Here is a 15,985-nt window from a genome sequence, read left to right as displayed (position 1 = left end):
ATTGCCTAACTGAGATGCACCCATTAGAACTGGCTTCTAAGGCTGACCAATTGGCTTCATAATCTAGTAATTTTACCACGGGAAACTGTATGCTTGTCTGAGTTCCCCAAATTTGATAGTCATAGTTTTGGGGACGCCAAGCGGGGCGTTCGTCCGCTAAAATTACTAAGGTAGCAACGGGCAGACGATAGCGGTCAAAGATGCGGTAATTGTAGACAAAAATCCGCTGCTGAAAATCTGTTTCATATTGACTTTGGATTTCAATATGTATCAAGACTAAGCTTTGAGAGTTATCTCGCCGCCATACTTTTACCAGTTTATCCGCTAGACGCTTTCCTACTTCCGCATCTCGGACTATTTTTGGCAGTTCTTTGTCGAGAAATTCATATCCTCGTGACCAATCAATGTCGGCGTAAGCTTCAGGCAGAAAGAATGCCATGAATTCGGGAAAATATAAATCCAAGGCTTCTTTCCAAGGACTGTCATATTCGGCTGGGGTTGAATTAGCCATGTATGATTTTGATTGATATTCTGAGACTATTTTAGCATTAATATTTTAGGTATTTTAAATAAAAAATAAATTTTTACTTTGAAAAAATATTCGACTTTACTTATTAATTAATATGGGCGATCGCGCCAATCAAAAAACCGGGTTACTGGGTTCTGGTTGCTGCTGTGCAAAAAGAAACCGGGTTTCTGTTAGGCATACAACAGTTAACTGTGATATCAAACAAGAAACCCGGTTTCTGATTTCCGGTTTATGGGTTCTGGTTGCTGCCGAAAAAGAAACCGGGTTTCTGTTGTGGACATAACAGTGATCCCGTAGGGTACTGCCTTCGGAACGAAGTGCAGCGTAACGCACCATTAACTTATATTTGGCAACGGATTGGCAACGGATGGGATAACGGATGGGGCATTTAAGAAACCGGGTTTCTGGGGATGTGGGAAAGAAACCCGGTTTCTGAGTCTAATTCCCGGTTCCCTCATCTAAAATTGAACTTATTCCACCACCCAAGTAATCAGATGCAGGGCCAACTCCTTAAAGGACGCTATCAAATTTTACAACCACTCGGTCAAGGTGGGTTTGGTCAAACCTATCTTGCTGCGGATACCCAACGCCCCAACCACCCCCAATGTGTGGTCAAGCATTTACAAGTTCAGCCCCCGTCCCCAGGGGCGCCTGTTTCTCCGGCTGTTTTAGCCAAGGCCCAGCAGCTATTTGCCCAAGAAGCGGAAATCTTGGAAAAATTGGGCAAACATGACCAAATCCCGCAGCTTTTGGCCTATTTTGAAGAAAACCAGGAATTTTATTTAGTCCAAGAATTAATCACCGGCAACACCCTCAGTCAAGAAATTGTTCCCGGTCAAAAACTCAGCGAAACTCAGGTGATTTCTTTGTTAAAAGATACTTTAGCAGTTCTCGCTTTTGTTCACCAGGAAAATGTGATTCACCGGGATATTAAACCCGCTAATTTAATCCGCCGTCAAGCTGATGGAAAAATCGTCTTAATCGACTTTGGGGCGGTGAAAGAAATTAGGAGTTTGTCCACTCATCAGCAGACTACATCTCTGACAGTGGCGATCGGTACTCCAGGCTATATGCCCAATGAACAAGCCGGGGGTAAACCGCAATTCAGCAGCGATGTTTATGCCCTGGGGATTATTGCCATTCAAGCCTTAACCGGGTTAAATCCTGACCCCAGAGTTGGGGGACTGCCCCAAGATAGTAATACCGGGGAAATATCCTGGAAAAATCATGCTACAGTCAGCGACGATTTAGCCGATATTATTGATACAATGGTACGCCAAGATTATCGGCAAAGATATGCTAATGCCGCCAAAGCCTTACAAGATATTATAGGTTTATCTCAGCCGAATGTTCCGACAACAGCGGTATCTTTACCCGCTGCTTCTGGGACTAATTCTACTGTGAAAGCAAATCAATCTAGTGTTATGTCAATCTTACAATGGCCACGGGATCATAAAATTGGATGTGCTACATTAATCGTGACAATTGCGGGGATAATAGTAGCAGTTCGTGTCCCAGAAGTGCGAAACTTTTTCCACTTAGATGACATAAAAGATGTCACCTATACAACAGAAAAAGGGATTATCCTCCAATATCCCGGTAATTGGGAAGTGCAAGAAATTAACCCGCCTGTGGGAGGCGATCGCGCCGTTTTTCAATCTCCTAAACAAGACTCATCAGACCCCTATCAAGAAAACATTACTTTGACCATCATTGACTTACCTCAACCCCTGAGTAAAGAGCAATATTATGATCAGTGGTTGCGCCCGGAACTAGAAAGCGAATATAATATTAAATTAGTGAATACTCCTAATAGCACTACTCTGGATAATCGGGATGCGAATACGGTCATATATACGATTACACAGGGAGGAATTGAACTGAAACGTCAAGCTTTTTGGACAGTGAAAAATGGCACGGTTTACCAGCTTACTTATAGTGGCGAAATGGCTAATTTTCCCACTGACCAGCAGGTAATGAAAAAGGTGCAAGACTCTTTTAAAATCCCGTAAAAACAAAAGCCCCCCTTTTTAAGGGGGGTTGGGGCGATCGCTCACCATATAGTATTCACGGTGGAAAGTTGAATTTTTCTATCGCGGCTGATTAGTGGAACCCCAAAATATAAAGCGGTAGCCGCAATTATGCGATCGGGAAAGTCGGGAATTTGAGTGCGATCGACACTTAGCATGGTTTGAGCAATTTTGCGATCGAAAGGAATTTCAACTAACACCGGATCCTGTCTGTCAACTTCTCCCAACAAGCGAGTCAAAGTAGAAGAGGGAATTCTACTTTTCTCGATTAAATAAATAATTTCAGCTAAGGTAATTGATGAAAAACCTACGATGTCACCATCCGCCGCTATCTGTTCTATTGTGGCTTGGGCAGTGACAGAAAGACGAGGGTCAGCAAAAATATACCAAATTACCGCATGAGTATCTACAACGGCTCGCAACATTAGATATCCTCCCGAGGAAAATTTGCCCAAATATCACGGCGAGCATCATCAATTTCCTCTGCCGAAGGTGCCGTTCCCAAGTCCGCACAAATCCCCCACAAAGAACGACGGGGTTGGGAATGGTTATGCGGCAATTCTCGCTGAATTTCTGGGGCAAGTTGCTCGATTAAACGAACTTTGTCACTAAGAGAAAGTTGTTTGGCTAATTGTAAAACTTGTTCTAGAGTCATAGGAATAAATATTAAATGCGGCTAAATATTACAGCGTTTTTCTGATTAGTGAACCACAAATTTTGGGTAAGGGTGAAGCATTCTCGTAAAAAATTTACGCTTTCAGAAACCGGGTTTCTTGTAGACCCCTAAACGATATGCCTCCGGCACGCTGCGCGATCGCCCCGGTATGAACCTAGAAACCCGGTTTCTTCTGCGGGAATGCGTTCATCCCCTACGGATATATTTTTCTCGTTTCTAGGCTTTGTCTGGGAACGAGTCAAAACACATGATGTTTGGGGAAGATTTTCCGCCGCGATTATTTTATCCTAGAGGTCGCTTTAAAATTTGCTTGACAGATCCGTAAATCTCACTGGTCAAACCATCTAATTCATGTTCTATATCTTCCCAACGTCCCAGTTTACTGGTCCACTTGCCATTAGGTAATTGTCTGGCAGCGTGTGCGGGTTCTCCGTCAGGGGTGGCATAGATCGCTATTTTCTCAAACCCCGATTCTAGGTCGGCATTCTCGCAAGGTTCATATCCCAGGGTTTGATAAGCCTGGATAAAAGCAGCGATCGCCATTTCCGCAGGCACCCCATCAGGCCAATAGTAGGAATTATTTGATTCTAGAGGATTCCACCAGCGGTCATCTTCACCCGCAGCCCAAGCAAAACAGTTATACAATCGCGATCGCTTGCTGGTGATGCAATATCCCGTAGCAGCTAAATTAGGAAAATCTTCTTCTTGGTACGGTTCAAGCCTACCATCTGTAGCCATTTTCTCTGCCCCATTGTATCCAAGCCGCCGCCATCTGGGTTAACCGTCCCCGCTGTTCTGGCTGCACGGGATTAGCCCCTGTAATTGCTTGCAATGCCCAAAACCAATGGTCGGGTTCCTGTTCTAATTCCCTTAAAATCAGCGGGACAACGGGTTGACCCATGCCAATTATTCTTTGGTAAGCTGGGTGCATGGACATTTTTGTAACTAAAGACATCATGCCGGTTTCCCGTCGCCACTGTTCCGCCAGTTCTAAAAATCGGGTTTCTATATCCGTTGTTGCTAAAATCGGATAAGCCCAATTTGCATTGACCCTTGAAACTGAGTAATAATTTTCCATTTCTCCTGCCTTTTTTCTGCTAACATCAACAATTATTGAAAATTTGCCCAAATATCACGGCCAGCATCATCAATTTCCTCTGCCGAAGGTGCCGTTCCCAAGTCCGCACAAATTCCCCACAAAGAACGACGAGGTTGGGAATGGTTATGCGGCAATTCTCGCTGGATTTCTGGGGCAAGTTGCTCGATTAAACGAACTTTGTCACTAAGAGAAAGTTGCTTGGCTAATTGTAAAACTTGTTCTAAAGTCATAGGAACAGGACCACCGCAAAAATCGGATTTATAATCTATATATGGCGTCAGGTGGGCAATGCCCACCCTACATATAATGTCAATGCGTAAGTCATAAGGAAGTTTAACTTATTTTATACAATAATCTGGCCGGTTATCCTCATAATTTATTCTCGTTCCTAGGCTATGCCTGGGAACGGTTATTTAGAGGCTCTGCCTCGTGTGAATTTGAATTTGTAAAAAAACCCGATCGCCTCTATTTGGGGAACTATAATTTGGGAAAAAATACTTTTTTATATATGTTGTTAATCTGGAGGCAGAGCCTCTAGACAAGCATTCCCAGGCGGGAGCCTGGGAACGAGAAAACGAGGAAATTTGGGTTTTTCTAATTTGGGGCAAAAACGCGATCGCAAAACTCCGATGGCGGCTTCCCACAATTTCCACACTTCAACCCCATACCTCACGCAAATCCAACAGAAAACCGGGTAATACTTCTTCGCCGGATAACTCGGAGGGATTTGCCAAGACTTCCACCTCCAAACCCGCTCGATAAATTTCCACGGTTCTGTTTTGCGGGTCAATTAGCCAAACAAGGACAGCCCCATTGTCCATATACTCGCGCATTTTTTCTTGCTGGGAGATGAGACTATCGGAACCGGAACGCAACTCCACTACAAAATCGGGACAAATATTGGCAAAAGTTCCCTTTTGTTCTGGAGTCAGGGCATCCCAACGTTCTTGGCTAACCCAACAAGCATCGGGAGAACGATTGGCACCATTGGGTAAAATAAATCCAGTAGAGGACTCAAAAACCTCTCCAGGTTTGCCTGCATTCCGCCACCATATATACAACTCTCCAGAAATGCTTCTATTGCGTTTTCCGGTTTCCCAACCCGTTGGTGGATTAACGATTAACTCTCCTTGCGCGGTTCTTTCCAATCGCAATTCTCGATTGCTGGCTGCCAGGGCAGCAAACTGTTCTTGGGTAACGTAAAGCCCAATGGTTTTGGGCAAGTAAATTAAGTATTCTTCCGTTTCCGGCTTAATGAGCGTCTGTACCATTTTGACCTCTTCGGCGAGTCATCGCCACAACATCATTAACCCACACTCCCCACACCGCCCACACTGCGATGGCGGCTGCGATGGCGGCTTCGATGGCGGCTGCCCACACTGCCCAAACTTCCCACACTCCCCACCTCATCTCCCCGCTTCCATCTGTTTGAGGAGGTCTTTTAGCATTTGGCATTCCGGTTTCCCCTGTTGATGACACAATAGTTGTTCCGCTTTCTGCATATCCTCTATGCCACCCTGCTTGTCTCCTGACTTATAAAGAGCATCACCTCGGTTCGCATAAGCCTCACCTAACTGAGGATTAATTTTAATTGCTTGGGTGAAGTCATCTATCGCTCCAGATACATCTCCCGACCTAAGACGAGCAAGACCTCGATCGTTATAAGCCGGAGCTAACTGGGAATTAATTTGAATCGCTCGATCTAAATCAGAGATCGCTCCGGGCACATCTCCTGAGTTTAAACGGACATTACCCCGAACGGAGTATGCCCCGGCTAACTGAGGATTGAGTTGAATGGCTTGGTCGAAGTCATTTAGCGCCCCAGGCACATCTCCTGACGCATAACGAACACCACCCCGACCGGCGTAAGCTTCAGCATATTGAGGATTGAGTTTTATCGCTTGGGTGAAGTCAGCCATTGCCCTCTGCTTATCTCCTGATTCTAAAAGGAGCACACCCCTTTTGAGGTAAGCTTCGGCATACTGGGGATTGATTTTAATCGCTTCGGTGAAGTCGCCGATCGCTTCCTGTTTATTTCCTAAGTCATAACGGGCTGTACCCCGATGGTAGTAAGCCTCAGCATCCTGGGGATTGAGTTTAATTACTTGGTCAAAATCAGAGAGCGCCCCTTGCGTATCTCCTAAGTCATAACGAGCCAAACCTCGACCAAGATAACTTTCGGGTAAATCAGAATTGATTTTGATGGCTTGGTCGAAATCAGAGATCGCCCCTTGCTTATCTCCTAATTCATAACGACCAGCACCCCGCAATGAATAAGCCTCGGCTAATTGGGGATTGAGTTGAATTGCTTGGTCAAAATCAGAGATTGCCCCGGACAAATCTTCTGACTGGGAACTGACTATACCTCGAACAAGATAAGTCCGGGCATCCTGCGGGTTGAGTTTAATCGCTTGGTTTAAGTCTGCTATCGCCTTCTGCTTATCTCCTGACTCATAACAAGCCTGACCCCTTTTGATGTAAGCCTCGGCATACTGAGGATTGATTTTAATTGCTTGGGTGTAGTCTGTTATCGCCCCCTGCTTATCTCCTGTGTCAGAACGGGCAGCACCCCGACCGACGTAAGCCTCGGCATACTGGGGATTGATTTTAATCGCTTCGGTATAGTCTGCGATCGCCTCTCGTAAATCTCCTGACTGAGAATGAGCATTACCTCGACCAATGTAAGCCTCAGCATATTGAGGATTGATTTTGATTGCTTGGTTATAGTCAGAAATAGCCTCTGATAAATTTCCTGATTTATACCAAGCAAGACCCCGATTGTGGTAAGCCTCAGCATATTGAGGATTGATTTTGATCGCTTGGTTATAGTCAGAAATAGCCTCTGATAAATTTCCTGACTGAGAACGAGCATTACCTCGACCAATGTAAGCCTCAGCATACTGAGGATTGATTTTGATCGCTTGGTTGTAGTCAGCGATCGCCTCTCGTAAATCTCCTGACTTATAACGGGCATCACCCCGACCAATGTAAACCCAGGAATGAGGTTTAATGTCAATGGCTTTGGTCAAAGCCTCCACCGCTTCTTGGTGGCGGTTTAACTCTTCGAGTATGGCACCACGGATTATATAAAGCACAGCATCCTGGTTGTTCCGTTGAATTGCTTGGTCAATGGATGCCAGCGCCTCTGAGTATTGTTTCAATTTGAATAGTGTTTTCCCCTTCTCCCGCAATGCTTCATAGTGTGTGTTTTCTTTATCACTTGCAATGGCTAGTTCAAAAGACTGGACTGCCTCTCTATGCCGGTTCTCTGCCATTAACGCTAAACCCCTACCGTACCAGGCGGCATAAGAATTTATATCAAGCAGAATTGCTTGACTGAACGCTCCTGCTGCCAGTTGATACATACCCGCCCGCCAAAGCTGATTGCCATAGTTAATCCAATCTTTAGCCGAGGTATCATTGTTGGGAGTTTTTTTCAGAGTGACTGTTACAGCTTGAGCAATCAACCGAGTGTTCTGATCTTGATCCACTTCTGGGGGTGCAGTAGTTTCTACCTGCAACAACTGTCGCTCAACTCCCCACAATTGTAAACTGCCTAACAGAGTATTTGTAGGAATGCCTAAACTGTACCCCAGTTTCACACCTTCACTGTTGTCGCCCTCAGCCCGTCCGTGAATCCCCACCACTCGTCCTTGGGTATCCATCACCGGCCCACCACTCATCCCTCCCAGGGTGGTATTGGTGTACACCATTTCATAACCGTCGGTCAGGGATGCAGCGTTGTGGGCAAAAATCCAGCTTTCTTCTGAACTAGATAACCTGCCTGGAGTAAACTCGAATTGAGGATTTCTCAGAGATTCTCCCTTGGGCCACCCGGCTGTAAACACCCAGGGGCGGTAATCTTGTTTCACTCGATAATCTGCAAGAGTGGCTACGGCATAGATTTCTTTGCTGCTAAACTGCACCAAAGCCACGTCTTGACCTTCCTGTTGTTTGATTTTGTCATCGTCGAGGCGGTAGCGGCTACCGTCCGGGGCGATGAGTTCGTAATTTTGATCTGAACCTTCCACCACATGACTGGCAGTTACTACATAATAAGTGTTTTTCTGTTTGGCAATAATCACCCCAGAGCCCGGAATTGGAGCTAATGATGGATCTTTTTTATCCCGCGCCTCAATGCGAACTGTCACCGCTTTGGCTTGGTCATAAACTTGTTTCGCCAGACCAGTCAGGGGCGGTTCTACTTCTTTCATAATTTCTGGGGCGGCTTGGGCTAGTACGGATACGGGCAAACCCCAACTTAGTCCTACCATTTTTTGCCGTTCCCCGTCGGTGGGTTTGCTGCCATCCGCATATACAAAGGGGTCGCCAAATAGGGGATTCCCATGTCGGCCATTAAACCCGACGATATCCCCTTGGCTGTTGATAATTGGGCCGCCACTCATGCCGCTTTGAATCAGATTCGTATAACCCAGTTGATATCCTTGTTCTAAGGCTTGGTCTGGGATGAGGGATATTTCCCCCTCAGTGACGATAACCCCCCCTTGCCCCCCCTTGCTAAGGGGGGGTTCTGAGGATTCGGAGGACAATTGCTCGCCGTTACTAAGTGAGAACCCCCCCTGCCCCCCCTTATTAAGGGGGGGTTCTGAGGAAGGTTCTGAGGAAAATTGCCCCTCCTTTCCAAGAGGGGATTGGCTTTGCCCCCCCTTGCTAAGGGGGGGTTGGGGGGGTTCTGAGGATTCGGAGGAGAATTGCCCCCCCTTAATAAGGGGGGGTTGGGGGGGTTCCGCCGGAAAACCCGCCGCCCAGACTTTTTCCCCAGGTTTTAAGGCCACATCAGACTTAGGAAATGTCCCCACATCATAAATCCGGTCAGCGTTAAACTCCAATAAGCCTAAATCATTATTCTGAAAATCGATATTTTCCCCTTTAACAATAGTAGCGGGATAATCTAAACCGTCTGAGGTTTGGATGCGGATATTTTTCACAAAAGTTAATTCATCATCGCTGTTAGTTTCAGCGCGATATTTGCTAGTTCCCTGGATCGCCCGCAAAACGTGCTGATTGGTGACTACGGTGTAAGTCGAGCCCACTTTTCTGATAATGGTGCCCGAACCCCCGGACTCACCGCCGATGACTTTGACGGTAATGGCTTTAGCGATTTGCTCTAATTCTGCTGAGGATAATTTGGGGTTATTTTGTTGTTGGGATTGTTGTTGGGAAAAAATGGGCAAGATGTTGCAGCTTTGCAGGGTTGGGGTGATGAGTAGTAAAGCACCCAGGAGGATGATTGCTGATGGTTTTTTCATGGTTCGTTATTTGAATTGGGGGTTATTGACGATCGCGGGCGATTTGGGTGAAGGTTTTGCCCGTCGGGGGTTAAAACCCCCGCCTCATAGCTTAAGTCCTCTGAAGAGGACTATATTACTTGTGAAATCGGGCTTTGAGTCCATTTTAATGGACTTGAGCTTTGAGCCAGGGAATTGATTCCCTGGCGATTAATGACGATCGCGGGCGATTTGCCCCTACCCATCATTCCGCAGGCAAGTTATTCTGTTAGCTGGCTGACTAAGGATCGTCAATTTCCCCAGTTTCCGTTAAAATTTGCCTGAATAAAGCGGGGGCAATGTAAAAACCAGCCCGATCGCGCAACTGATTCATCTCTTCTCGAACGGAAGATAACTCACCCATTCGCCAACTACGCATGAGAATTCCTAATATTCCAGTGATATTTAGTCCCAAAGAACGGGCAATTCTTCGACCTTCCAGTTCATCCAACAAAGTCCAATCAGCTTGCATAGTCAACGCAAGTGCGATCGTTTCTGCTTCACCTCGATCTAAGTTTTGCCTAAGCAATTGCACGAATGGGGTATTTTCTATTGGCACAACAATCAGCCATTGTGAGGCGATCGCCTCACGAATTGCCTCGGAACCGGGAAGGTCTTCCTCAACGCGCAATTCCTCCAATACCCCTGTGGCGATATGAATTGCCCCGAATTGTTGGCTTAGTAGTGACAACCGTCCAATAATCGCCAAGTTTAAAATTGGCGAAGTAGGGGCGAATGGCCATTCGCCCCTACACCCCACGGGCATAGTTTAAATCCTCTTGAAGTTCCTCTTCCCCGTAGTGACGAATCACCTTTCGCTCTCCCAATAACTGACCAAATTCATAATGTCCCATTTTCGCCAGTTCTCTAGCCTGTGCAAACGAGAGCATTTCTTGGGCATATAAAGCTACCGCTAATTCTTTTAAAAGTTCCGATTCAATCCGATTTTCTGGTAAACGAATTGATTTGACAATCGAATCCGGGATATTAAGCTGCACAATCATAGTTAAAATTCTCCTTATTGGCCTCGTGTCAAAATGGTCGATCGCAGGAGGCAGAGCCTCCGGGAGGGCATTCCCAGGCGGGAGCCTGGGAACGAGGGTATAGAGTGCGTAAGTCCTGGTAGGGGTGATTCGCGAATCACCCCTACATAAGGGCGTTCAATCGATTGAGGTAATTATTCCGCAGGTGTGTTTTTCAGAACCTCGCTCATGGGGATATAGACTTTATCACCGCCACTCTGCGGAATTGGGTCCATAGCGCCACCTTTGCCCAAGTTGGTTAACATTTCTCTCACGGTTTCTGGGTCATCTTCTGGCCGCAGGGTAAACAACATCATGCCGCATCTTTCGGTTTCGTCGATCGCCGCGCAGACTATGGGCAAGTTATTTCGGGTATCGTTGGTGATGTAGTTAAGCTGATTATTGTCAGCGGCTTGCTGGAATTGGGGCGAAACTTCTTCACACCGGGCTTTAGGGGTCCAGCCAGATTTGCTGAAATATTCCGATTTCCAGCGGATAATGGCTTGTTTTCCTTTGGGGGTTTCGGCGTAGGTGGTGTAGGTCCCTTGGGCGTCTTGCCCGCAGAAGTAGCGGGCGGTGACAATGGGAATTTCGCTTTTTTTCTCCTGGCAGCTAACCAAACCGAGGGTGAGTAATGCTAAACCGGACAAGCGGAAAAGTTTGCTGGTGAAAGGCTGAGTTGACATAGGGGTAGACTCCCTTAGCGGTGGGAAGATTCTTCTATAATATTTGTTTCATGTTGCCCGGTAGGAATTCCCGTCCAGAAACCGAGTTTTTACATAAGTTTATGACCCAGAAATTATGAGCCAAGAACCCCCAAATAATCGACCCAGACCAGAAAGACGAGAACCAGGGGAAAACCCCAGAGTTCGCAGAAGTCAGCCCCAGCCTTCAGTGGTGAAGTTGCAAGTTATTAAATTGCTGCGGGGGACGATCGCTGTTTTAGAAGGGACCCTGGAAAAACTGGAAGCTGACCCCACTGCCCCATTGTTGCCACCAGCCCCGATCGCTGTGCGCCAGGTTTTAAGACCGATTCGCGCCCTTTTACCCGCAGGGATAAATCGGCAATTTTCCGACTGGGGTTTAACAAGTGCGATCGCTGGTTTATTGTTGGTAATTCTGTTGACAACTACCACATTAATGCCCCCAGAACCTGCCGAACAAATCGCCCAATTACCGCCAGAAACTCCGACAGAAATCACCGAAAATCCGCCCCAGGAATCGGAAATACCACCGGAAGTACCAGAGACAGAATCTACCGCAGAGGAAATTCCCGAAACTCCTTCAGAAAAAGCCGAATTACCGCCGGAATTACCGCCGGAAACCACAACGGAAACAACGCCGGAATCCGAGCAGGCGATCGCGGAATCTGAGCCAGAAATATTCGATGATTCTATCACAGAGGAAATATTGCCATTAACTCCAGAACAGATTTTAATTGCGTCAATTGAAAATCAAGTTAATCAATTAAATCGTGACTATTCTCAGGAGTTGATTAAATCAATTAATGCCGATTTTAAACGCAGCTTTTTGCAAGTGCAGCTAAATGATATTTGGTATAATTTAACTACGTCACAGCAGGATAAATTTGCTAGTAAACTGCTGGCAGAAGTCAAAGGATTAGACTTTAGTATCCTGGAAATTAGAGATGGAGCAGAAAATTTAGTGGCTCGCAGTCCGGTGGTGGGTTCACAGATGATTATCTTACGGCGTTCTCTGGTGAATATTTCCTAAAAAACAGTTGATATTAGTTGATTTTTTACGGAAATCAGCTAATAAGTAGGTGAACATAATTAATTGCACTTTTCGCTTCCCCCTGATAGGCTGTGGATTCCCGCATTCGCGGGAATGACAGTTTTTTTCTCATGGGGTCTTTGGTGCATTTATTTCTGCCGGTCTACTTATAATATACAAGAGTGATTTCCTTATAAAAATCATCCCTTAAAAAGAGGGTTGGGGGGATCGATACGTTATTTTAGAATAGGTCTAATATCAGCATTCAGCGGAATTTGTTAGGGGTAAATTTACCGCAGCGATCGATAAAAACCTCCTAAAAAACCTCCTGGTCTAGAAGCGATTCCCCTTGGTTGTTCTTCGCTTCACCCATGGTTGGGGAGTGAGTCATCGGCAACCGGGTAGGGATGAAGAGTGCGATCGCTGGTCTATCAGGGTTGGCGATGATTCAGTCACAGAAGGTCAAGGCTATGGGTCATCTGGGTTAGCCGACCCTAACAGACTATCGGTGTAATCGGGCAAGATAGTGCTAGAATTAAATTCGATGTCAGGCAGAAGCTATCAGCGATCGTAAAGATCGTTCCGGGCTATTGTCAAGAGTGACTTCTTCTTCCCATCAGCTTTTAGCTGTCTAAGTCAGGGTTTTTGGGATATTCCTAGGAACCAATAAGATCGGAAAACCTGAGAGGAGAAAAATCACTCAATTAAACATAGTCTGAACCTCACATAAGCGGTGAGTAAACTTGACACCATTAACCCCTACAACCTATAATAAATTGCGATACCATGCTTAAAAGTATTCTAGGAGATCCTAACGAACGGAAAGTCAAAAAATATAAGCCCTTGGTGATTGATATTAACCTCGCCGAGGAACAAATCCAGAAACTTAGTGACGATCAATTAAGAGGTAAAACCGCCGAATTCAAACAAAAGTTAGCCAAAGCTAAAACCCTCGCTGACGAAAAGGAAATTTTAGACGAAATTCTCCCAGAAGCTTTTGCCGTGGTACGAGAAGCCGGGAAACGGGTTTTAGGAATGCGCCACTTTGATGTGCAATTGCTCGGTGGAATTATCCTCCATGAAGGACAAATTGCGGAAATGAAAACCGGGGAAGGTAAAACCCTGGTGGCCACTTTACCCGCTTATTTAAATGCCCTTAGCGGTAAAGGCGTTCATGTGGTGACAGTGAACGACTATTTGGCCCGTCGGGACTCGGAATGGATGGGTCAAGTCCATCGTTTTTTGGGCTTAACTGTAGGTCTAATTCAGCAAGGAATGTCCCCCAATGAACGACTGAAAAACTATGCTTGTGACATTACTTATTGCACGAATAGTGAGTTAGGATTTGACTATCTCCGGGATAATATGGCCACTTCAATGGCGGAGGTGGTACAGCGTCCGTTTAATTACTGTATTATTGACGAAGTGGATTCAATTTTAATTGATGAAGCGCGGACGCCTTTGATTATTTCTGGTCAGGTGGAACGACCAACAGAAAAGTACAACAGAGCTACGGAAATCGCCAAAAAACTGGAAAAAGATCAGCATTACGAGGTGGATGAAAAGGCTCGCAATGTGATTTTGGCTGATGAAGGTTTTGAGAAGGTGGAAGAAATTTTGGGGGTGAAGGATTTATACGACCCCAAAGACCCTTGGGCTCATTATATTTTTAATGCCATTAAAGCCAAAGAGTTGTTCATTAAGGATGTGAATTATATCGTCCGTGGTGAAGAAGTGGTGATTGTGGATGAGTTTACCGGACGGGTGATGCAGGGTCGGCGCTGGAGTGATGGTTTACACCAGGCGATCGAGTCTAAAGAAAATTTACCGATTCAACCGGAAACTCAAACTTTGGCGACGATTACTTATCAAAACTTTTTCTTGCTTTATCCCAAGTTGGGTGGGATGACGGGAACTGCTAAAACAGAAGAACCAGAATTTGAGCGGATTTATAATCTACAAGTGACGGTGACTCCGACGAACCGGAAATCACAACGCCGGGATATTTCCGATGTGGTTTACAAGACTGAACAGGGGAAATGGAAGGCGATCGCCCAAGAATGTGCAGAGATGCATGAATTAGGTCGTCCGGTGTTGGTGGGTACGACTTCGGTGGAAAAATCAGAACTGCTTTCTCAGTTGTTAAGTCAGTTGGAAATTCCCCACCAATTACTGAATGCTAAACCAGAAAATGTGGAACGGGAATCAGAAATTGTTGCCCAAGCAGGTCGCAAAGGTTCCGTGACGATCGCTACTAATATGGCAGGTCGGGGGACTGACATTATTTTGGGTGGGAATGCGGAGTATATGGCCCGCTTGAAAGTGCGCGAGTATTTGATGCCCAAAATTGTCAAACCGGAAACTGAAGATGAGTTAAGTTTTGCCAAAGTACCGGGTACGCAAAAACGTTCGGCGGCGAAAGGCTTTGCTCCCGGTCAAAAAGTGAAAACTTGGAAGGTTTCTCCGCAAATTTTCCCCACGGGATTATCCGCAAATGCGGAAAAAATGCTGAAAGAAGCGGTAGATTTTGCGGTGGCTACTTATGGAGAACGCAGTTTAGAAGAACTGGAAGCGGAGGATAAAGTGGCGATCGCTGCGGAGAAAGCCCCGACCCAAGATCCGGTGATTCAAAAGTTGCGGGCGGTTTACAATAAAATCCGCGAAGAATATGAGGAATTCACTCATAAAGAACATGAGGAAGTTGTCAACCTCGGTGGCTTGCACGTGATTGGTACTGAACGTCACGAATCACGGCGCATTGATAACCAATTGCGCGGTCGCGCTGGTCGTCAAGGCGACCCCGGTTCGACGAAGTTTTTCCTCAGTTTGGAAGATAATTTACTGCGAATCTTTGGGGGCGATCGCGTCAAAGGCTTGATGCAAATGTTCCGAGTAGATGAAGATATTCCCATCGAATCTGGGATGCTGACTCGTTCTCTGGAAGGGGCGCAGAAAAAGGTGGAAACCTATTACTATGACATCCGAAAACAGGTGTTTGAGTATGACGAAGTAATGAACAACCAGCGGCGGGCAATTTATGCCGAACGCCGTCGGGTTCTCGAAGGGCAAGACCTGAAAGAACAGGTGATTACTTATGCGGAAAAAACGATGGATGATATCGTAAATTACTATATCAATCCTGACTTACCTTCGGAAGAATGGGACTTGGAGAAATTAGTCAGTAAAGTGAAAGAGTTTGTCTATCTGCTGCGGGATATGGAACCGTCTCAGTTAGAAGATTTATCAATGGACGAAATCAAAACTTTCCTCTATGAACAAGTCCGCATTGCTTATGACCTCAAAGAAGGTCAAGTGGATCAAATTCGTCCCGGTTTAATGCGAGAAGCGGAACGGTTCTTTATTTTGCAGCAAATTGATACCCTTTGGCGCGAACATTTGCAGCAAATGGATGGCTTGCGGGAAGCGGTCGGTTTGCGGAGTTACGGTCAGAAAGATCCGTTAATTGAATACAAGAGCGAAGGTTATGAATTGTTCTTGGATATGATGACGGATATTCGACGGAATGTGGTTTATTCCTTATTCCAATTCCAGCCGCAATTACAATCAGCCCCTCAACAGCAACCTGTGGGGTAATCTGATGATTTGT

The 15,985-nt window shown here is 45.8% G+C and carries 16 protein-coding genes and 1 pseudogene; 5 read left to right on the top strand and 12 right to left on the bottom strand.

The annotated features are described in order from the left end of the window. A pseudogene (locus AM228_RS25755) lies at nucleotides 1-511 on the bottom strand (transposase); the annotation flags it as partial. Nucleotides 512-623: 112 nt separating this feature from the next. Here AM228_RS25755 and AM228_RS25750 point away from each other — a divergent pair. Further along, on the top strand, nucleotides 624-812 hold the full coding sequence (locus AM228_RS25750; RefSeq protein ID WP_054469779.1) for a hypothetical protein: 189 nt from the start codon (nucleotides 624-626) through the stop codon (nucleotides 810-812). 211 nt (nucleotides 813-1,023) lie between these two features. Continuing rightward, nucleotides 1,024-2,541 carry a serine/threonine-protein kinase gene (locus AM228_RS25745; RefSeq protein WP_054469778.1) on the top strand — a complete coding sequence of 506 codons (1,518 nt, stop codon included), beginning with the start codon at nucleotides 1,024-1,026 and terminating at the stop codon, nucleotides 2,539-2,541. A gap of 41 nt (nucleotides 2,542-2,582) precedes the next feature. On the opposite strand, the gene AM228_RS25740 is transcribed toward AM228_RS25745, so the two are convergent. From AM228_RS25740 to AM228_RS25690, 11 genes are all read right to left on the bottom strand, one after another. Continuing rightward, nucleotides 2,583-2,984 carry a type II toxin-antitoxin system VapC family toxin gene (locus tag AM228_RS25740; protein ID WP_054469777.1) on the bottom strand — a complete coding sequence of 134 codons (402 nt, stop codon included), beginning with the start codon at nucleotides 2,982-2,984 and terminating at the stop codon, nucleotides 2,583-2,585. Continuing rightward, nucleotides 2,984-3,214, bottom strand: a complete 231-nt coding sequence (locus AM228_RS25735; RefSeq protein WP_054469776.1) for a hypothetical protein — start codon at nucleotides 3,212-3,214, stop codon at nucleotides 2,984-2,986. The genes AM228_RS25740 and AM228_RS25735 overlap by 1 nt, the downstream gene beginning before the upstream one ends. A gap of 303 nt (nucleotides 3,215-3,517) precedes the next feature. Beyond that, complete coding sequence (locus AM228_RS25730; RefSeq protein ID WP_054469775.1) at nucleotides 3,518-3,973, bottom strand: hypothetical protein; 456 nt, start codon at nucleotides 3,971-3,973, stop codon at nucleotides 3,518-3,520. Further along, nucleotides 3,957-4,313, bottom strand: a complete 357-nt coding sequence (locus AM228_RS25725) for a hypothetical protein (RefSeq protein ID WP_190880484.1) — start codon at nucleotides 4,311-4,313, stop codon at nucleotides 3,957-3,959. The genes AM228_RS25730 and AM228_RS25725 overlap by 17 nt, the downstream gene beginning before the upstream one ends. A gap of 32 nt (nucleotides 4,314-4,345) precedes the next feature. Further along, on the bottom strand, nucleotides 4,346-4,564 hold the full coding sequence (locus tag AM228_RS25720; protein WP_054469774.1) for a hypothetical protein: 219 nt from the start codon (nucleotides 4,562-4,564) through the stop codon (nucleotides 4,346-4,348). 426 nt (nucleotides 4,565-4,990) lie between these two features. Next, nucleotides 4,991-5,605, bottom strand: coding sequence for a Uma2 family endonuclease (locus tag AM228_RS25715; RefSeq protein ID WP_054469773.1), 615 nt, complete (start codon nucleotides 5,603-5,605; stop codon nucleotides 4,991-4,993). Next, nucleotides 5,586-5,744 carry a hypothetical protein gene (locus tag AM228_RS33570; RefSeq protein ID WP_156332060.1) on the bottom strand — a complete coding sequence of 53 codons (159 nt, stop codon included), beginning with the start codon at nucleotides 5,742-5,744 and terminating at the stop codon, nucleotides 5,586-5,588. Before AM228_RS33570 ends, AM228_RS25715 begins: the two co-directional genes overlap by 20 nt. After that, nucleotides 5,741-9,604: a tetratricopeptide repeat protein gene (locus AM228_RS25710; protein ID WP_054469772.1), complete on the bottom strand. Its 3,864-nt coding sequence runs from the start codon at nucleotides 9,602-9,604 to the stop codon at nucleotides 5,741-5,743. The genes AM228_RS33570 and AM228_RS25710 overlap by 4 nt, the downstream gene beginning before the upstream one ends. A gap of 259 nt (nucleotides 9,605-9,863) precedes the next feature. Further along, entirely contained in the window at nucleotides 9,864-10,388 is a 525-nt protein-coding gene (locus tag AM228_RS25700) for a DUF3368 domain-containing protein (RefSeq protein WP_054469770.1), read from the bottom strand. Then, entirely contained in the window at nucleotides 10,372-10,626 is a 255-nt protein-coding gene (locus tag AM228_RS25695; protein ID WP_054469769.1) for a UPF0175 family protein, read from the bottom strand. The genes AM228_RS25700 and AM228_RS25695 overlap by 17 nt, the downstream gene beginning before the upstream one ends. A 173-nt stretch (nucleotides 10,627-10,799) precedes the next feature. After that, nucleotides 10,800-11,330 carry a COP23 domain-containing protein gene (locus AM228_RS25690; RefSeq protein WP_054469768.1) on the bottom strand — a complete coding sequence of 177 codons (531 nt, stop codon included), beginning with the start codon at nucleotides 11,328-11,330 and terminating at the stop codon, nucleotides 10,800-10,802. 115 nt (nucleotides 11,331-11,445) lie between these two features. Between AM228_RS25690 and AM228_RS25685 the strand changes: the two genes are divergently transcribed. From AM228_RS25685 to secA, 3 genes are all read left to right on the top strand, one after another. Continuing rightward, nucleotides 11,446-12,378 (top strand): hypothetical protein, encoded by a 933-nt coding sequence (locus AM228_RS25685; protein WP_054469767.1) that lies wholly within the window; start codon nucleotides 11,446-11,448, stop codon nucleotides 12,376-12,378. Nucleotides 12,379-12,760: 382 nt separating this feature from the next. After that, entirely contained in the window at nucleotides 12,761-12,892 is a 132-nt protein-coding gene (locus AM228_RS36445; protein ID WP_255353269.1) for a hypothetical protein, read from the top strand. Nucleotides 12,893-13,164: 272 nt separating this feature from the next. After that, nucleotides 13,165-15,972, top strand: coding sequence for a preprotein translocase subunit SecA (secA, locus tag AM228_RS25680; RefSeq protein ID WP_054469766.1), 2,808 nt, complete (start codon nucleotides 13,165-13,167; stop codon nucleotides 15,970-15,972). Nucleotides 15,973-15,985: the final 13 nt, after the last annotated feature.

Source organism: Planktothricoides sp. SR001 (assembly GCF_001276715.1).
In the GTDB taxonomy this organism is placed as follows: Bacteria; Cyanobacteriota; Cyanobacteriia; order Cyanobacteriales; family Laspinemataceae; genus Planktothricoides; species Planktothricoides raciborskii.
This window is presented reverse-complemented; position numbering and strand designations above follow the sequence as displayed.

Bases quoted from the DNA above. Each gene is read 5' to 3' on its own strand.
- AM228_RS25750 (WP_054469779.1), top strand. From the start codon at position 624: ATGGGCGATCGCGCCAATCAAAAAACCGGGTTACTGGGTTCTGGTTGC.
- AM228_RS25745 (WP_054469778.1), top strand. From the start codon at position 1,024: ATGCAGGGCCAACTCCTTAAAGGACGCTATCAAATTTTACAACCACTC.
- AM228_RS25740 (WP_054469777.1), bottom strand. From the start codon at position 2,984: ATGTTGCGAGCCGTTGTAGATACTCATGCGGTAATTTGGTATATTTTT.
- AM228_RS25735 (WP_054469776.1), bottom strand. From the start codon at position 3,214: ATGACTCTAGAACAAGTTTTACAATTAGCCAAACAACTTTCTCTTAGT.
- AM228_RS25730 (WP_054469775.1), bottom strand. From the start codon at position 3,973: ATGGCTACAGATGGTAGGCTTGAACCGTACCAAGAAGAAGATTTTCCT.
- AM228_RS25725 (WP_190880484.1), bottom strand. From the start codon at position 4,313: ATGGAAAATTATTACTCAGTTTCAAGGGTCAATGCAAATTGGGCTTAT.
- AM228_RS25720 (WP_054469774.1), bottom strand. From the start codon at position 4,564: ATGACTTTAGAACAAGTTTTACAATTAGCCAAGCAACTTTCTCTTAGT.
- AM228_RS25715 (WP_054469773.1), bottom strand. From the start codon at position 5,605: ATGGTACAGACGCTCATTAAGCCGGAAACGGAAGAATACTTAATTTAC.
- AM228_RS33570 (WP_156332060.1), bottom strand. From the start codon at position 5,744: ATGAGGTGGGGAGTGTGGGAAGTTTGGGCAGTGTGGGCAGCCGCCATC.
- AM228_RS25710 (WP_054469772.1), bottom strand. From the start codon at position 9,604: ATGAAAAAACCATCAGCAATCATCCTCCTGGGTGCTTTACTACTCATC.
- AM228_RS25700 (WP_054469770.1), bottom strand. From the start codon at position 10,388: ATGCCCGTGGGGTGTAGGGGCGAATGGCCATTCGCCCCTACTTCGCCA.
- AM228_RS25695 (WP_054469769.1), bottom strand. From the start codon at position 10,626: ATGATTGTGCAGCTTAATATCCCGGATTCGATTGTCAAATCAATTCGT.
- AM228_RS25690 (WP_054469768.1), bottom strand. From the start codon at position 11,330: ATGTCAACTCAGCCTTTCACCAGCAAACTTTTCCGCTTGTCCGGTTTA.
- AM228_RS25685 (WP_054469767.1), top strand. From the start codon at position 11,446: ATGAGCCAAGAACCCCCAAATAATCGACCCAGACCAGAAAGACGAGAA.
- secA (WP_054469766.1), top strand. From the start codon at position 13,165: ATGCTTAAAAGTATTCTAGGAGATCCTAACGAACGGAAAGTCAAAAAA.